The 16,153-nt window shown below is 72.7% G+C and carries 11 protein-coding genes; 3 read left to right on the top strand and 8 right to left on the bottom strand.

Annotated elements, in window-relative coordinates; all coding sequences use genetic code 11:
- Positions 1-72 precede the first annotated feature (72 nt).
- Entirely contained in the window at positions 73-1,290 is a 1,218-nt protein-coding gene (locus ACFY0K_RS18335) for a septum formation family protein (RefSeq protein WP_390640708.1), read from the bottom strand.
- A gap of 100 nt (positions 1,291-1,390) precedes the next feature.
- Here ACFY0K_RS18335 and ACFY0K_RS18330 point away from each other — a divergent pair, with 100 nt between their 5' ends.
- Positions 1,391-1,546 carry a hypothetical protein gene (locus ACFY0K_RS18330; RefSeq protein ID WP_390640707.1) on the top strand — a complete coding sequence of 52 codons (156 nt, stop codon included), beginning with the start codon at positions 1,391-1,393 and terminating at the stop codon, positions 1,544-1,546.
- Positions 1,543-2,715 carry a serpin family protein gene (locus ACFY0K_RS18325; RefSeq protein WP_390640706.1) on the top strand — a complete coding sequence of 391 codons (1,173 nt, stop codon included), beginning with the start codon at positions 1,543-1,545 and terminating at the stop codon, positions 2,713-2,715. The genes ACFY0K_RS18330 and ACFY0K_RS18325 overlap by 4 nt, the downstream gene beginning before the upstream one ends.
- A gap of 235 nt (positions 2,716-2,950) precedes the next feature.
- Here the strand turns inward: ACFY0K_RS18325 and ACFY0K_RS18320 are convergent, their stop codons facing one another.
- The 5 genes from ACFY0K_RS18320 to ACFY0K_RS18300 form a co-directional block, all read right to left on the bottom strand.
- Positions 2,951-5,929 (bottom strand): glycoside hydrolase family 2 TIM barrel-domain containing protein, encoded by a 2,979-nt coding sequence (locus ACFY0K_RS18320; protein ID WP_390640705.1) that lies wholly within the window; start codon positions 5,927-5,929, stop codon positions 2,951-2,953.
- A 150-nt stretch (positions 5,930-6,079) separates the two neighbouring features.
- Complete coding sequence (locus tag ACFY0K_RS18315; protein WP_390640704.1) at positions 6,080-8,803, bottom strand: alpha-mannosidase; 2,724 nt, start codon at positions 8,801-8,803, stop codon at positions 6,080-6,082.
- Between the two features lie 41 nt (positions 8,804-8,844).
- Positions 8,845-9,702 (bottom strand): carbohydrate ABC transporter permease, encoded by an 858-nt coding sequence (locus ACFY0K_RS18310; RefSeq protein ID WP_390640703.1) that lies wholly within the window; start codon positions 9,700-9,702, stop codon positions 8,845-8,847.
- Positions 9,699-10,646, bottom strand: coding sequence for a carbohydrate ABC transporter permease (locus ACFY0K_RS18305; RefSeq protein ID WP_390640702.1), 948 nt, complete (start codon positions 10,644-10,646; stop codon positions 9,699-9,701). The genes ACFY0K_RS18310 and ACFY0K_RS18305 overlap by 4 nt, the downstream gene beginning before the upstream one ends.
- Before the next feature lie 7 nt (positions 10,647-10,653).
- Positions 10,654-11,988, bottom strand: a complete 1,335-nt coding sequence (locus ACFY0K_RS18300) for an ABC transporter substrate-binding protein (RefSeq protein ID WP_390640701.1) — start codon at positions 11,986-11,988, stop codon at positions 10,654-10,656.
- Positions 11,989-12,231: 243 nt separating this feature from the next.
- Between ACFY0K_RS18300 and ACFY0K_RS18295 the strand changes: the two genes are divergently transcribed.
- Positions 12,232-13,233, top strand: a complete 1,002-nt coding sequence (locus tag ACFY0K_RS18295) for a LacI family DNA-binding transcriptional regulator (RefSeq protein ID WP_390640700.1) — start codon at positions 12,232-12,234, stop codon at positions 13,231-13,233.
- Positions 13,234-13,411: 178 nt separating this feature from the next.
- Here ACFY0K_RS18295 and ACFY0K_RS18290 read toward each other — a convergent pair whose 3' ends face one another.
- Positions 13,412-14,653: a hypothetical protein gene (locus ACFY0K_RS18290; RefSeq protein WP_390640699.1), complete on the bottom strand. Its 1,242-nt coding sequence runs from the start codon at positions 14,651-14,653 to the stop codon at positions 13,412-13,414.
- Positions 14,650-15,942, bottom strand: a complete 1,293-nt coding sequence (locus ACFY0K_RS18285; RefSeq protein WP_390640698.1) for a HesA/MoeB/ThiF family protein — start codon at positions 15,940-15,942, stop codon at positions 14,650-14,652. The genes ACFY0K_RS18290 and ACFY0K_RS18285 overlap by 4 nt, the downstream gene beginning before the upstream one ends.
- Positions 15,943-16,153 lie beyond the last annotated feature (211 nt).

Genomic DNA, 16,153 nt, shown 5'->3' with positions numbered 1-16,153 from the left:
GAATCACTCGATGTGATGACATGTGGCCCGGGGATGCTTTGCGCAGGCACTTCCTCCCCGTTATAGCCGCGATCACACCTCCACGCCGGAGCCACTTCCTCCGCTGCCGGCACCGCCGCCTCCGTCGTCGTAGGAAGGCGGGGTCGTGGCGAGGCCCAGAGCCTTGCGGGCGGTGACGGTCCGCTTCGGGTCGAGGAGCGCCGAACCCTTGTCGTAGTGGCTGTAGTAGGTGTCCGCGTCCGTGGCCTTCGCGGCCTTCGCCCACTCCGCCTTCGCCCTGTCGAGGTCCGCGACCAGGTCGTCCACCGGCTTCTTCGCGTCCGGGTCCCAGCCGTGCGCGCGCAGCATCGCGGTCTGCCTGGAGAGGGCCGTGGTGACCTGCTGGGCCCACTGCCGGTAGCCCGGCAGGTCGTCCTCGACGTACTCGGCCTCGGGGGCGCCGGCGAGGGCGGTGTTCAGGACGTGCGCGGCGTCGAGGTAGGCGACCTGGTCGGCGTCGAGCATGCTCTCGTCGTTGCGCAGCGAGCCGGACAGGGTGCGGCCCTCGGTGGTGTTGCCGAAGACGCAGGCGACCTCCCGGTCGCCGTACTCCCAGCTGTCCGCGCTGGGCGTGAAGTAGTACACGTCGACGTCGCCGGGGACCGCCCAGCCGTCCATCGCGTAGCCGTCCTCCATGGCGTAGCAGCGCCGGTCGGCGGAGTCGCCGACGCTCTCGTCGCCCGGATAGTCCGAACCCTTGAGCTCGTAGGTGGCGAAGACCTCGCCGTCGTGCGCCTTCTCGCAGTCCACCACGGTGACGTCGGAGACCAGGTCGCCGGTGAGCGTGCCGTCGGGGGTGTCGAAGCAGTCGCCGGTGGACAGCGAGACGCTGGAACTGTCGTTCGCGCCCTCCTTGACGCCCTGCCAGAACTCCGCCGCCCCGCCGGTGGACAGCGCCACCACCCACAGGGCCAGGCCGAGCACGGAGAACACCGACCCGACGACCGCCATCGCCCTGCCCCGCTCCCCCCGCTTGCGGATCTGCCCCAGCCCGGCCAGCCCCAGCACCAGCCCCGCCCCCGGCAGACAGCACAGCACCCCGAGCACGAGGGAGGCGATGGCGAGCCCGTTGACGGGCGGCTGCGGGGCGTACGGGCCGTACCCCTGCCCCCACTGCTGGTACGGCCCCGGGTACGGCGACTGCCGCCCGTACGGCGCCTGCGGGTACTGCGGGTACTGCGGCAGGCCCGACTGGGGCGGTGGGTAGGGCCCTTGTGGCTGGTGGGGGCCGGGGGGCGGAGGTATGGACACCGGTACCGTGCTCCTGAGGGGGCGTCGGGCCGCGCGGAAACGGACGGCTGAACTGACGTACGACTGCGCGCATCGTAAGCGCGCCGTGAACGGGGGCGGAATGAGGGTGGGGACGGCGGCCGCGCCGGGCTTCCCGGCGGACGACCGCCCCCTCGGCTTCCCCGCCCCGCACCGGCACTCCCGGCTCGTCCTCGCGGCGGGCTGGGTCACGGATCCCCTGCCCTTCCCCGAGTACCCCTGGGAGGACGACGAATGAACGAGACCGTCGGCGCCGTCAACGCGCTCACCGCACGCTGGGCGCGGCAGACCAGACAGGGCACGGTCTTCTCGGCCGCCGGTGTCTGGCCGCTGCTGGCCTTCCTCGCCGACGGGGCGGCCGGCCCGGCGCGGGACGAACTGACCCGGGCCGTGGGCAGGCAAGCCGATCAGGCCGCCGCCGGTGCGCGGGAGTTACTCGCGTGGCTGGACTCGGTGCCGGGGGTCGGGGCGGCGCTCGGGCTGTGGACCGACCGGGCGCTGGAGCTGCGCGAGCCCTGGGCGGCGGGGCTGCCCGCGGACGCGCACGGGGTGCTCGGCGCCGATCCCGCGGTCTCCCGGGAGGCGCTGGACGCATGGGCGGCGAAGCGCACCGAGGGGCTGGTGGAGCGGCTGCCGGTGCGGCTCTCCGAGGGCGCCCGGATGGTGCTGGCGACCGCGCTGGCGCTGCGCACGGACTGGCAGCACCCGTTCCGGGAGACGGTGCTGCGGCCCGGCTCCGGGCCGTGGCAGGGGCTGGACCTGGCCGGTCTGCACCGCAGCAGTGTCCGGCCCGACCGGATCGCGGTGACCGCCGGTCCGGACGGCCACGTCACCACGCTGAAGGTCCTCGGCGACAACGGTCTCGACGTGCACCTCCTGCTGGGCGCGGAGGGGATGGCGCCGGGGCAGGTGCTGCACACGGGCATCGGCGTCCTGGAGCGGGCCCTGCCGGTGACGACAGGCGGACAGCTCCCCTACGGGCCCGCGGGGCCGGGGGTGGTCGTGGAGCGGCAGCCGTCCCTCGCCCCGGACCCGATCCGGCTCGACGTGACCACCCCGGGCTTCACGGTCCGCGCCGACCACGATCTGCTCCAGCTGCACGGGCTGTTCGGTCTCTCCACGGCCGCCGACGCCCGCGAGGGGCACTTCCCCGGGATCAGTGCCGCGCCGCTGGCCATCGGGGCGGCCGGGCAGTCCGCGGTCGCCGAGTTCGGGCCGCTGGGCTTCCGGGCCGCCGCGGTCACCGCCGTGGTGGCGGCGCCGGGCGGGGGCCCGCCGCAGTACCGGTACGAGTCGACGGTGGTCCGGGTCACCGTGGACCGCCCGTTCGGCTTCCTCGCCGTGCACCGGGAGAGCCGGCTGGTGCTGGCGGCGGGGTGGGTGACGGAGCCGACGGAGGCCGGCTAGCCGGGGGGCCGGGATGCGCCGTCGTCCGGCTGCGGGCGCGTGGGGGCTGGTCGCGCAGTTCCCCGCGCCCCTAAAAGCAGGGGGCTGCACGAGCGCCCCTTCAGGGGCGCGGGGAACTGCGCGACCAGCCACGACGGCGCCGCAGCCGACCGACGGCACATCCAGCGGAGATCCGGCCGCCAGGCCCGGAGGCGCCGCAGCACCTCCAGGCCCTCCAGGTCGGTCCGGTCGCGGCTCAGGCACCAGCCGTGAAGCGGAGCCGGATCGTGCGGGCCTCGGGGCGCAGGGCGAACTCCGGCCACACGTCCGGACCGCAGGCGCGGGAGCCGAGGCCGTGCTGGGCCGCGTCGATGATGAGGTGGCTGGTGACGGACTCCGGGAGTTCGAAGGGGTGGGCGGCCCGGTCGAGCTGTTGCGGGGTGTGGCGGGCGAGGGTGAAGCCGGGGCGCCGCCCGCGGTTGTCGGGGAGGGCGTCGAGGTGGAGGACCTCGGTGTCGCCGCTGGTCAGCGTGAGCCGGCGCAGCCGGGAGCGGTGGCCGGTCTCCTGGGGGCGCGCGTAGTCCACCGAGAGGTCCCGGATGGTGGCCGAGAACCGGCCGGTGCGCGCCGCGTGGAGGCTGTCGGGGTAGGACTCCAGCGGGCCGAGGCCGAACCACTCGGCGCCGTCCACGGGGGCGGTGCCGTCGGGCAGTTCGAAGCGGATCCCGATCCGCGGCCACACCGTCGCCCAGCCGCGCGAGGGCTCGATGTCGACGCGCAGTTCCAGTTCGCCGTCCTCGACCGACCAGACCGACTCGACCGTCACCGAGAGCGCGGAGTCCGCGGCGGAGACCCGGTCGACGGTGCGCAGGGCGTCCGCGGCGTGCTCCACGCCGATCCGGCGGGTGATCAGGCGGTCGAGGCCGTCCCGGCGCCACAGTTCGGCGCTGGAGACCCCCTCGGCGCTGGCGTCGCTGCCCTCCAGCCGGTCGGCGGTGCCCTCGTCGTTGTCGGTCGGGGCGCGGAACAGTTCCAGCCGCGGTCCGGTGACGGGGCGTCCGGCGAGCCGGGTGAGGGAGCCGTCGGTGAACTCGGCGATGCCGAGGCTGCGCGTGCCCTCGCCGGGACGCCAGCCGGTGCGGGGCCGGACCGCGGGCACCGGCCGCCGTACCGAGAGGTCCAGCTGGGCGGTGGCGACCTCGTGCCCGGCCGGGGCCCAGGCGGTGTCCGCCGCCAGCACCGCCTCGACCGTCAGCCAGGTCTCGGCGTCCGCGGCCACCGCCAGCGCGGGCAGCGGCACCCGTCCCGACTCGCCCGCCGCGAGCAGCGGGGTGTCCAGCTCCCCCGCCTCGACGGGGATGCCGTCGAACTCGACGCGCCAGCGGAACCGCAGGTCGGAGGTGTCGGCCGAGTGCCGCAGGTTGGTGATGTCGAGCTTGTCGCCGTCGAAGGCGAACCGGATCGGCTGGACGACCGCCTTGAACTCGTGGAGGCCGGGCGTCGGCACGTCGTCGCTGAGCACCATCCCGTCCATCACGAAGTTGCCGTCGTGCACGACCTCCCCGAAGTCGCCGCCGTAGGCGTAGTACGGCCTCCCGTCGGGGGCGGTGGCCAGGATGCCGTGGTCGCGCCACTCCCAGACGAAGCCGCCGTGCAGCCGCGGGTGGCGGTGGACCAGTTCCTCGTACTGGTCGAGGGCGCCCGGCCCGTTGCCCATCGCGTGGGCGTACTCGCAGAGCAGGAACGGCCTGGTGCGCTGCCGGGCGCCCTGGGCGGGGGTGCAGCCAAGGAGCGGGGCGGTGGAGCCGTCGGTGCCGATCTGCTCGGTCTCCGGCACGGTCGCGTACATCCGGGAGTAGACGTCGGTGTACTCCCCGGTGTAGTCGCCCTCGTAGTGGACGGGGCGCTCGGGGTCGCGGGCGTGCACCCAGGCGGCCATGGCGGCGAGGTTGGCTCCGGTGCCGGCCTCGTTGCCGAGCGACCACATGACGACGCCGGGGTGGTTCTTGTCCCGTTCGACGGTGCGCTCGATGCGGTCCAGGCAGGCCGCGCGCCAGGCCGGGTCGTCGGTCGGGTTGCCCGTCCAGCCGACCTTCTCGAAGCCGTGGGTCTCCAGGTCGCACTCGAGGACGACCCAGAAGCCGAGTTCGTCGGCGAGGTCGAGCAGCCGGGGGTGCGGCGGGTAGTGGCTGGTGCGGATGGCGTTCACGTTGAACCGCTTCATCCGGGCCAGGTCGGCGCGGGCGTGCGCCTCGTCGAAGACGCGGCCGCGCGCGGGGTGGGCCTCGTGCCGGTTCATGCCGTGGAAGACGACCTTGCGGCCGTTGACCAGGAACTGGTCGCCGCGGATCTCGACCGTGCGGAAACCGGCCCGCAGCGCGATGCTCTCGGCGGCCGAGGACACGGTCACGTCGTACAGCCGGGGCACCTCGGCCGACCAGGGCGCCACCTCCGGGACGTCGACGGGCGCCACGTCGGCCGCCGTCTCCCAGACCCGCTCCACGCCCAGTTCGGGGATGCGCAGGGTGACCGGGAAGGCGGCCGGGCCGGCGGTGACCTCCGCCTCGACGCGGCCGCGTCCGTTGTCGTACCCGGTGCGCAGCCAGACGTCCTCGATGCCGCCGGCCGGGCGGGCGAGCAGGGTGACGTCCCGGAAGATGCCCGGCAGCCACCACTGGTCCTGGTCCTCCAGGTAACTGGCGGCCGACCACTGGTGGACGCGGACGGCGACGACGTTGTCGCCGGGGCGCACCACGGAGGTCACGTCGAACTCGTGGGCCAGCCGGCTGCCGCTCGCGCTGCCGATCTCGACGCCGTTGACCCACACCTTGAACAGCGACTCCACGCCGTCGAACCGGAGCAGGACGCGCTCGGCGTCCGGCCAGCCGGCGGGGAGGTCGAAGTGGCGGCGGTAGTCGCCGGTGGGGTTCTCGTCCGGGACGTGCGGAGGGTCGATCGGGAACGGGAACTGGATGTTCGTGTACGCCGGCCGGCCGTGGGCGCCGTCGCCCTCCAGCACCCAGTGCGCGGGCACCGGGATGCTGTCCCAGCCCCGGTCGTCGAAGTCCTCGGCGGTGAACTCCGCGGCCACGGCCGCCGTGGCCGACAGCCGGAAGCGCCAGGAGCCGTTCAGCGAGAGGGCGGGGGCGTCGGAGTGCAGCCAGGAACGGGCCGGGCGCAGGGCGCCGTGCCAGGGGGCGGGGTCCGATACGTACGCGGTGAGCTCGGAGGACAAGACGCACAACTTTCTTGAGACGGGGGGAGCGACAGCGCCCCGTAAGGGGCGCGGCGCTGTGTCAATATGCGGCTCCGCCGCGTGGGCGCGACCAGCCACGACGGCGCCGCAGACGGCAGACCGCACATCGCGGCCCCGGCAGCGAAGCGCTCAGCGGAGGACGACCGTGCGGATCTCCCACGGGCCGAGGACGAGTTCGAGCCCGTCCCGGACCGGTTCGGCCCCGATCGTCCGGCCGAGCAGGTCGACCGTGGCCGCCTCGGTGAAAGTGCCGGTCACACGCACGCTCGTCGCGGTGTCCCGCATCGCCACCAGCCGGACCTCGGTGCCGGGCCCGTGCTCGGCGTCGGTGATCCGGCGGATGCCGGACACGTGCACGTCCCGGCCGTCGACGTGCAGGCCGGCCGCGTCCGGGGGCAGCGGGGCGCCGCCGGGCGCGGTGCCGCGGGTGACGAGCGCGTCGTTGCGGAACTCCTCGGCGAGGGCGACCGCGCCGGCGCCCTGCCAGCCGGACGCCGAGGGCAGCACGGCGAACCGGTTCTCGACGCGCATGCCCAGGTCCTGGGCGCCGGGTGCCGGGATCTCGCTCGCCGCGGGTTCGTCGCGCAGGGGGTGGATGTTGACGCTGATGGAGCCGACGGCGCGCAGCAGGGTGACGGCGAGCGCGGAGCCGTCGTCGACGAGTTCGTACTCGGCGGAGTGGTCGAGCAGGACGGTGGCCGGGCCCGCCGCCACGAAGGTGCTCGCGGGGAAGGTCGGCAGCGGGTACTCGCCCCAGCCGCCCTCGGCGGTCAGGCCGCGCTCGGTGACCGCGAACTGCCCGGCCGACGCGGACGTGGTGACGGGCAGCGGCAGCGGGACGTGCAGGCGCAGCCGGTGGTCGGCGGACCGGTTCAGGAACGACGTGGAGAGCCGGACGAACGGCTCGCCCGCGCGGACCTCCACCAGCATGTCCACGGGGGTCGGGACGGTACGCCCGCTGCGCCGGTCCCGGTCGCCGTCGGCGAGCGCCTCCGGCCACTCGTAGACGCGGGTGACGCGCAGCCGGGCCCGCAGCGGGCCGGTTTCGAGGAGTTCGACCGCGACCCGGGCCGGCTCGCAGACGAGTACGTCGTGGGCGGGCGGGGCGTAGTTGTAGCTGTCCCCGCGGTCGCCGCCGTCCACCAGGCGGCCGACGCCCGACAGGACGGTGCCGTCGGCGCCGGTCACCTCCAGGGTGCCGTCGGCGGCGACGGCCACCTCGACCAGGCCGTTGGAGAGGCTGTCCGCCGTCCCCGTCGCGCCCTGCGGCGCTGGGGCTGCGGGCAGGTCGCCGGTGCCGACCCGGAAGGCGGCCAGTCCGGCGGCGGGGACGGGGACGGCCACCAGCGCGGTGGCCCGGGCCTGGGCCAGGGTCCGCACCCGCCACTCCCCCGGGTGCGCGGCGGCCGCGGCGGCGACCTCGCCGCGCAGGGTCATCAGGTCGAAGGAGCCTTCCGGGACCTCGGCGAGGTGGAAGACCAGGGAGTTCGGGGTGAGTTCGTAACCGTTGATCAGCAGCCCGAACAGCTCGCGGCGGTGGATGCGGCGCAGCACGCGTTCCAGCTGGGAGGCGTCGAGCCGCTCGTCGCTGAGCACGGTCGGGGCCTGGGAGACCGGCTGTACGGGGTGCGCCGCGCCGTCGGCGGTGGTCGCGACCAGCGTGCCGCCCTCCGGGGCGGCCACCACGTCGACCTCGACCAGTGCGGTACGGGGCGCCGGCAGCGGGTTGGCCACCAGATAGGCGTCGCCGGCCACCCCGGCGGCGGGCCCGGCGAGGGCCGCGTCCCGGACGGCGCGGGCGGCCTGCGCGGCCTCGGCGAGGCGGGCGGCGACCTGGTCGCAGGTCTCGTCGGTGCCGGAGCCGACCACCGAGTCGTGCGCGGTGGACTCGATGATCTTGTGCCAGGCGAGGGCGAGGAAGTTGCCGTCGTCGCGGCCGGACCACAGGGCGTTCATCCGCTCGGCGTGGTCGACGGTCCGCTCGGCGGCGGCCATCCGCTGCTTGAGCCCGAGCCGCACGGAGAGCACACCGGGGAGGATGTTGCCCCGCACGTGGCTGCGCAGCTCACCGGTGACGACGGCCGTGACGTCGTCCCGTACGTGCCCCCGGACGTACTCGTCGAGGGTGGCGACGGTGATCGGCCGCTCCTCGTCGGAGGCCTTGCGCAGCCAGTCCGCGAGCCGCGGGTCGGGCGCGTTGTGGTCGGTGCCGGACATGGCGAGCACCGGGTCGCCGCCCCACCGATGCGCGGTCATCCCGGCGTACTCGGCCAGCGCGCTCCTGATCCGGTCCGGCACCAGCAGGACGTCGAGGCCGTTGTCGTACCCGTCGAAGAGGAACTCGGTGCGGACCTCGGAGCCGTCGGGGGCGCGCCAGCGGAAGGCGTGTCCGTCGACCGTGCCGGGCACCCCGCGCCACAGCGCCGCGTGCTCGATGCCGGCCCGGGCCAGGATCTGCGGCATCTGCGCGACGTGGCCGAACATGTCCGGGAGGTAGCCGATCGGCATGGCCCCGCCGAGCCGTTCGGCGGCCGCCCACCCCATCTGCAGGTTGCGGACGATGGTCTCGCCGGAGCAGAGGAACTCGTCGAGGAGGATCAGCCACGGCCCGACGGCCAGCCGGCCCTCGCGGACCAGGGCGGCGACCCGGTCGCGGTTCTCGGGCCGCATCTCCAGGTAGTCCTCGACGGCGGCCATCTGCCCGTCGACGGTGAACCGGAAGTCCGGGTCCGCCTCGGCCGTCGCCAGCACGGTGTCGAGGGCGGTGACGAGGCGGTGCCGGAACACCTGGAACGGCTCGTACCACTCCCGGTCCCAGTGGAAGTGGGGCACGAAGACAGCCGGGTTGGGCATGGTGGAGAACACCTTCTGTGCGTGGGGCTGTGCGTGGGGGGTCACTTGAGGGAGCCGGCGGCGAGTCCGGTGCGCCAGAACCGCTGGAGGAGGATGAACACGACGATCACCGGCAGGATCGACACCAGCGATCCGGTGATGATCGACTCCTGGAGCAGCGGGGAGCGGGCGGTCTGGCCGTTCCACTCGTACAGGCCGAGCGTGATCGGGAAGAGCGACTCCTTCTGCAGCATGACCATCGGCAGGAAGAAGTTGTTCCAGATGGCCACGAACTGGAACAGGAAGATGGTCACCAGGGCCGGTGTCATCAGCCGGAAGCCCACCGAGAAGAAGATCCGGAACTCGCCGGCGCCGTCCAGCCGCGCCGACTCGATCAGCTCCTGCGGCACGGAGGCGTTGGCGAAGATCCGCGCGAGGTAGACGCCGAACGGGCTGACGATGCTGGGCAGGAACACCGCGAGGTAGGTGTTGACGAGCCCGGTCGCCGAGAACAGCAGGAACAGCGGCAGGGCGAGCGCGGTGGTGGGCACCAGGACGCCGCCGAGGATGACGGAGAACAGGAACTCCCGGCCGCGGAACCGGAACTTGGCGAGGGCGTAGCCGCACAGCGCCGAGATCAAGGTGCCCACGGCCGCGCCCAGCACCGCGTAGAGGACGGTGTTGAGGGCCCAGCGGCCGAAGATGCCGTCGCTGCGGGTGAACAGGGTGTGCAGGTTGTCGAACAGGTTGAAGTGCGAGAACGCCAGGCCGTTGGTGGCGGCGAGGTCGCCCTGCGGCTTGGTCGCGGCGACGACCAGGAAGTACACCGGCAGCAGGAAGTAGACGGCCAGGAGCAGCATCAGCCCCATGGCGGCCGTTCGGCTGACCCGGCTCTCGCGGTTGACGGTCGGTGTGCTCACAGTCCGGCCTTCTTCGAGGTCAGTCGCATGAACCCGAAGCTCAAGACGAAGGTGATGACGGCGATGACCACCGAGATGGCCGCGGCCTGCTGGTAGTTGTTCCCGGAGGCCACCGTGTACGCGAGCATGTTCGGCGTGAACGTGCTGGAGATGTTCGAGGAGATCTGCCGCAGCACGGCCGGCTCGGCGTACAGCTGGAGCGTGCCGATGATCGAGAAGACGGTGGTCAGCACGATCGACGGCGCGATGATCGGCACCTTGACCCGCCAGGCGATCGTCCAGTTGGTGGCGCCGTCGAGCTTGGCGGCCTCGTAGAGCTCCTGCGGGATCGACTGCAGCGCCGAGAACATGATCAGCATGTTGTAGCCGGTCCACAGCCAGGTGGAGACGTTCGCCGCCGACCAGAGCACGGCGCCGGGGCCGAGGAAGTCGGGGTGCAGCCCGATGCCGTTCAGCAGGTCGACGACCGGGCTGAGCTGGGGCGAGTAGAGGTACGACCACATGATCGCGGCGATCACGCCGGGTACCGCGTACGGCATGAACGCGACGATGCGGAAGAACCCCTTGGCCCGCAGCAGGGGCGTGTCGAGGAGCAGCGCGATGATCAGGGCCACGAAGAGCATGACCGGCACCTGCACGATGCCGAACAGCCCGATGCGGCCGATGCTGGACCAGAACTCGTGGTTCTGGAGCACCTGCCCGTACTGCTCGAAGCCGCCGAACGTCGTGTACGACGTGCCGTACTGGCCGCCGGAGCGGCGCACGACGCGGAAGCTCTGCCAGAGGGCGTAGCCGACCGGCACCAGGTAGAACAGCAGGAAGGGCAGGAAGAACGGGGTCACGAAGGCGGCGACGGTGGCTGCCCTGGGGCCGCCGCCGTTCGGGCGACGGCGGCCCCGGGGCGTGGTTCGCACGCCGGCCGAGCGGGTTGCGAGGTCGGTCATACCGCGGTCACTTGCCCGCCGTCGCCGGGATCGCCTGGTCCTTCATCGACTTCAGCGCGGCGGCCTGGGCGGTCGCCAGCGCGTCGTCGAGGGTGCCGCTGCCGGCCGCGGCCTTGGCCATCGCGTCCTGCAGGGCCAGGTTCACGGTCTTCTGCGTGGGGCCCCAGGCGAAGCTGGTGTCGATCTTCTTGGAGGCGTCGGCGAAGACGTCGAAGATCTTCTCGTTGCCGTAGTACGGCACGCCCTGCTTCAGCGCGGGCAGGTCCAGCCCCGCGGTGGCCGCCGGGTAGAGCCCGCCGAGCTTGTTCTCCAGCGCCAGGGCGTCCGGGTCGGTGTTCAGCCAGGTGTTGAACTCGACCGACTCGTAGAGGTGCTTGCTGCCCTTCATGAACGCGACGGTCGAACCGCCCCAGTCGCCGGAGGAGCCGCTCGCACCCCACGTCGGCATCGGGACGATCGACCACTTCCCGGACTGCTTGGGCAGGTTGTCGCGGAACATGCTGTAGCCCCAGGCGGCGCCGACGTAGGTGGCGAGCTGGTCCTTCTGGTACGCCGCGTACATCTGGGTGGAGCCATGGGCGAGGTCGGTGCGCACGACCTTCTCGGAGATCAGCTTCTGCCAGTAGTCGGCGACCTGCTTGCTCTGCGCAGAGTCGACGCTGACCTGCCACTTGTCGCCGGAGTAGCCGTACATCTTGGCGTCGTTCTGCCACAGGAGCCCGTTGAACCACTCGGCGTTGTTCGGGTCGAAGAACGTCATGTCGAGGCTCGGGTCCGCCTTGTGCAGCTTCTCGGCGGCCGTCGCGTACTCGTCCCAGGTCGTGGGGATGGCAACGTTGTACTTCTTGAAGAGATCGCTGCGGACGTACAGCGCCATCGGGCCGGTGTCCTGCGGGATCGCGAACACGCCGGTGTCGCCGAAGCTGGTCTGCGACCAGGTCCACGGCACGAACTTCGACTTGGCCGCGGTGGCCGCCTTGCAGGCGGAGGCGTCCACGAAGGCGCTCTGGGTGCGCAGGTTGGGCAGTTCGTCGTAGCCGACCTGGGCGAGGTCCGGGGCCTTGTTCGCCTTGAGGGCGTTGCCGAGGGTGCCGTACTGGTCGTTGGAGATGTTCTTCATCTCGACCTGGACGTTCGGGTGCTGCTTGTTCCACAGGTCGACGACCTTGTCCATGCCCGGAACGGTGTTCCAGTACTGGAGGGTCACCTTGCCCTTCGCGGGCTCGCAGGACGCGGCGGACGCCTTGTCCGACGAGCCGGACGAGGAACACCCGGCGAGTACGACGATGCCTGCGGTCGCGGCTGCTGCGGCGAGGCGGGTGCGCGTGGCTGTGCTTCTCATATCTTCCGTTCCAGAGAACGCCTGGTTACGGGCCCAGGCGGGTCGACGTTGACACCTGGAGGCGGATGCCTTCTGGTTGGAATCAGGTTCCGTGAGCGGTAACGTGAGCGCTCACGGGAGCGGTAACGGGAAGTGATTGGGAGTGTGGGCTTCCGAACGCCAGAGTGTCAAGGTTTCGACGCACCGGGGCATACTCGGTGTCCCTGCGACGCTGGCGCGTCGGCAATTACGCGGAGGTGAGTGATGGCGTCGTCGGGGACCGGACCCCGCAGGGTCACGATCGACGATGTGGCCGAGGCCGCGGGCGTTTCCCGGCAGACCGTGTCACGGGCGCTCAACGACAAGGGCGAGATCGGCGCCTCCACCAAGCAGCGCGTGCTCGACACCGCCCTGGCGCTCGGCTACCGGCCGAGCCGGTTCGCCCGGGGGCTCGTACGGCAGGACACCATAAGTGTCGGCCTCGTGATCCCCGACCTGCTCAACCCGTTCTTCACCGAGGTCGCCGCGGCCGCGCTGGAGGCGGCCCGGGACCGCGGCTGGCACGTCGTCGTGTACGACACCGGCGACCGGACCGAGGAGGAGCGGGGCACGCTGGAGGTGATCGCCTCCCAGGTCGACGCCGTCGTGGGCTATCTCAGCCTGCCCGAGGACGAGATCGACAGGCTGACCCTGGGCCTCCCCGTCGTGCTCATCGACCGCGAGCACCGCACCCAGCGGTTCAGCTCGATCCGGATCGACGGCGAGAGCGGCGTGCACGCGGCGATCAGGCACCTGACCGCGGCGGGACACCGGCACATCGGCATGCTCGACCACGCCGAACGGTCCGAACCGAGCATCCGGCACCGGTGGTTCGACACCGCGATGTCCGCGTGCGGGCTGGACTCGACCGCCGTGGCCCGTGCCGACCAGAGCGTCGAGGGCGGGCAGGACGCGCTCCAGGAGCTCCTCGCCGGGCACCCGGACCTGACGGCCGTGTTCACCTTCAACGACATCATCGCCATAGGAGCGCTGCGCGCCGCACGCCGGCTCGGCCGGCAGATCCCCCGGGACCTCGCCGTGATCGGCTTCGACGGTCTGCAGCTGGGCACGCTCGTCGACCCCCCGCTGACCACGGTGGCCCTGGACACCCGCCGCCTCGGCGCCCTCACCGTCGAACAGGCGGCCCGGCTGCTGACCGGCAGCGACCCACTGCCCGCCGACCAGCTGAAGGTGGGGGCGGAGCTGCGGGTGCGGGAGTCGGGGTAGCGGGAGGGGGCCGGGGTGGCGGCCGAAGGCCCGGGGGGGGCGGCCGAAGGCCCGGGTGGCGGCGGAAGGCCCGGGGGCGGCCGGGGGCCCGGGGGCCTCATTTCTGCCGTGCGCGTCGGGCGCTTGGTGTCGTGGGCGTCGGGCGCTTGGTGTCGTGGGCGTCGGCCGGCTTCTGCCCTCAGCTGGTCCGGGACCGGTCGGCCCGGCGCGAGCGGCGGTTGCGCCAAAAGGTGACCGCCCACAGCACGTTGATGCCGCCGAGGGTGACGAGCACCGCCGCGGAGTCGGCGTTGGCCGCGAGGCCGTGGTCCGGGCCCAGCCCGCGGGCCGCACGGACCAGCAGGGTCACGTCGGCGGGCAGGGTCACGGCCGCCATGAAGGCCAGGCAGGCCACCGTCCCGGCCACGAGGACGACGCTGTAGAGGCGGACGGCCCGGCGCTCGTGCGGGGGCAGCCGAACGCTCGGGTCACCGGCAGCGCCGCCGCCCGGCCCTCGTCGCGTCCGCCGGAACACGTACCGGGCGTAGGCCAGACCGTCGCCGTACAGATCCCGGCAGCCCGTGAGGTCCTGGAGGACGAAGTACAGGTCGGTGCGGGTGAACACCATGAACTGGAAGGGCAGCGGCAGCAGCGCCAGCAGCAGGACCGCGGCCAGCAGCCGGTGGGCCGTCGTCGTGGTGTCCGTGCGGGCCAGGACCAGGAGCACGGCCGACGCGACGGACAGGTTGAGGGCGATGCCGGACAGGTAGGCCGTCAGCCGGTGCCGGCGGGGCGCCAGCTCGATGCCGCTGATGTCGGTCTGCATGACCAGGAACTGGAGCCGGGTGCCCAGCCGTATCCTTCCCGGCACACCCGCTGCGCGGGCGGTGACCAGGTGCGCCAGCTCGTGGGCCAGCACCAGCGTCCAGCCCGCGGCCGCACCGGTGAGCAGGACCAGGCTGCCGTGCCGGCTCCACAGCAGGTCGCGGTAGCCGGGGAGCAGGTCGGGGCGGCGGGTCAGGACGACGCCGGCCGCCAGCAGCAGTACTCCGACGAGGACGGGCAGCGCCGGGTGCAGGGCGTACCGGACGTGGTGGGGACGCAGCCACCGCAGGGACGCCGGCGGCGGATCGGTGTCCGGGACCGGGCGGTCCCCGATCCGCGCCACGAACCCCAGGGCCGCCAGGTCCCTGACGAAGTCCGGGATGTCGAGTTCCTCACCGGTCTCGGCTCGCAGGATCTCCGCGGTGCGGGACACGCTCAGCCCCTCGCCCAGGAGTGCCACCGCGCGTGCGCCGACCGCCGGCAGGGCGACGAAGGTCCGGGTGGCCATGCGGCCGACGATCCACTCGTCCCGGTCCTGCCGCAGCCCCAGGTCGTGCAGCAGGACACGGGCCGACGGCTCGATCGGCAGCGGGTCCCGCGCCGCGGTGTCCGTCACGGGAGGTCCCCGGCCGCCTCGGTTTCCCCGGGTTTCCGTGCTTCGCCTGCGGCCCCGGTCGTCCCACAGGCGGGGCAGTCGGGGCGGCGCTCCGAGCGTTGCATGACCGGATCGCCGGGCATCATGAGGTTGAGGCCGGACCGGTAACCGGGTTCGATCGGCGGGATCCCGCACAGCAGCATGAGCGCGGCATGGGCCAGCAGGCTGCCGGACAGGCCCGCGGTCACCGCGTTGACCGGGTTCCACGGCATGCGGGGCGACGCGGCCTCCTCGTCCTGGCCGGGCGCCAGCCGCAGATCGCGCCGCTCGATCTCGGCGCTGCGCAGGCACTCCCAGCACGCGCCCCGGCCGGGCGTGAAGACCCCGACGCTCACCAGCGGGCCGCGGTAACCGGCTTCCGCCCACGACGTGCCGGTGGCCAGGCAGACCTGGTTGGCCCATCTGCGGATCACCGCGGGCCGGTCGGCGGCCAGGAGGAGCACGTCGTACCCCGAGCCGCCGGTCGAGCCGCCGTCCGAGGCGCCGTCCGAGCCGCTGGCCGAGCCGCCTGCCCTGCCGCCTGCCGACCCGTCGGCCGAGTCGTCGGCCGAGTCGCCCACGGCACCGGCCAGCAGGTCTTCGAGGTCCGCCGGGCCGCGTACCTCGCGGCGCTCGCCGGTGACCGTCGTGTCCGAGTTCAGGGCGCGCAGAGCCGTCAGGGCCGCGTCGATCTTGGGCGTACCGAGGTCGCGCTCGCGGAAGAGGGTCTGCCGGTTGAGGTTGGACAGTTCGACGACGTCCGGTTCCACGCAGTGCAGCCGCCCCACCCCGGAGGCCACCAGGTCCCGTGCGGCGGCTCCGCCGGTGCCGCCGACGCCGACCAGCAGCACCCTGGCCCGGCGCAGCCGGAGCTGCGGCTCCCAGGCGCTCTCCCTGGGCCGCAGGTCCATCCAGCGCAGCAGGGCCATGCCCCTGCCGTAGCGTTCGCGTTCCCGCGCGGACAGCTCGGCGGGCGGTTCGGCGCCGGCGTCCTCCACGTAGCCGGCCATGGCCAGGTCCGTCATCGCCTGGACGACGTCCGGTTCCGGCAGCCGCAGTTCCGGGTGGCGGCGGGAGACCTCGGCGGCGATGTCCGCGGTGTCCCGGGTCCCGTCCATGGCCTCGACCAGCGTCCACACCCAGCCGTCGGGATCGAGGACCTCGGCGCCGATGCCGTGCACGACGCTCCCGATCCGGACATGGCCGTCGACGGTCCGGTAGGCCCGGTGTTCCGGCTTGATCCGCGGCCGCCGCATGGTGCGCACCGTCATCTTCGCGCCAATCTCGTCAGTCTCAACTACCCATACAAAACCGGACGTTGACAAGAGTTGTCGGACGAGCCAACTCTGACAAGAGCACCTCGACCACGGCAGACCACAGCCGGTGACAGGAGGACACACGGTATGGCCAACAAGATCGAGATAAGGCCGCTCGACAAGAAGGAGACCACCGGCGACAGCGGTGGCAACGGCGGCTCGTGAT

The sequence above is a fragment of the Streptomyces sp. NPDC001507 genome, from assembly GCF_042894765.1.
Classification (GTDB): Bacteria; Actinomycetota; Actinomycetes; order Streptomycetales; family Streptomycetaceae; genus Streptomyces.
The sequence above is the reverse complement of the archived record's forward strand: the minus strand, read 5'-3'. Positions and strand labels throughout refer to the sequence as shown.

Coding starts and splice junctions, on each gene's coding strand:
- ACFY0K_RS18330 (WP_390640707.1), top strand. CDS start 1,391: ATGAGGGTGGGGACGGCGGCCGCGCCGGGCTTCCCGGCGGACGACCGC.
- ACFY0K_RS18325 (WP_390640706.1), top strand. CDS start 1,543: ATGAACGAGACCGTCGGCGCCGTCAACGCGCTCACCGCACGCTGGGCG.
- ACFY0K_RS18315 (WP_390640704.1), bottom strand. CDS start 8,803: ATGCCCAACCCGGCTGTCTTCGTGCCCCACTTCCACTGGGACCGGGAG.
- ACFY0K_RS18305 (WP_390640702.1), bottom strand. CDS start 10,646: ATGACCGACCTCGCAACCCGCTCGGCCGGCGTGCGAACCACGCCCCGG.
- ACFY0K_RS18300 (WP_390640701.1), bottom strand. CDS start 11,988: ATGAGAAGCACAGCCACGCGCACCCGCCTCGCCGCAGCAGCCGCGACC.
- ACFY0K_RS18295 (WP_390640700.1), top strand. CDS start 12,232: ATGGCGTCGTCGGGGACCGGACCCCGCAGGGTCACGATCGACGATGTG.
- ACFY0K_RS18285 (WP_390640698.1), bottom strand. CDS start 15,942: ATGACGGTGCGCACCATGCGGCGGCCGCGGATCAAGCCGGAACACCGG.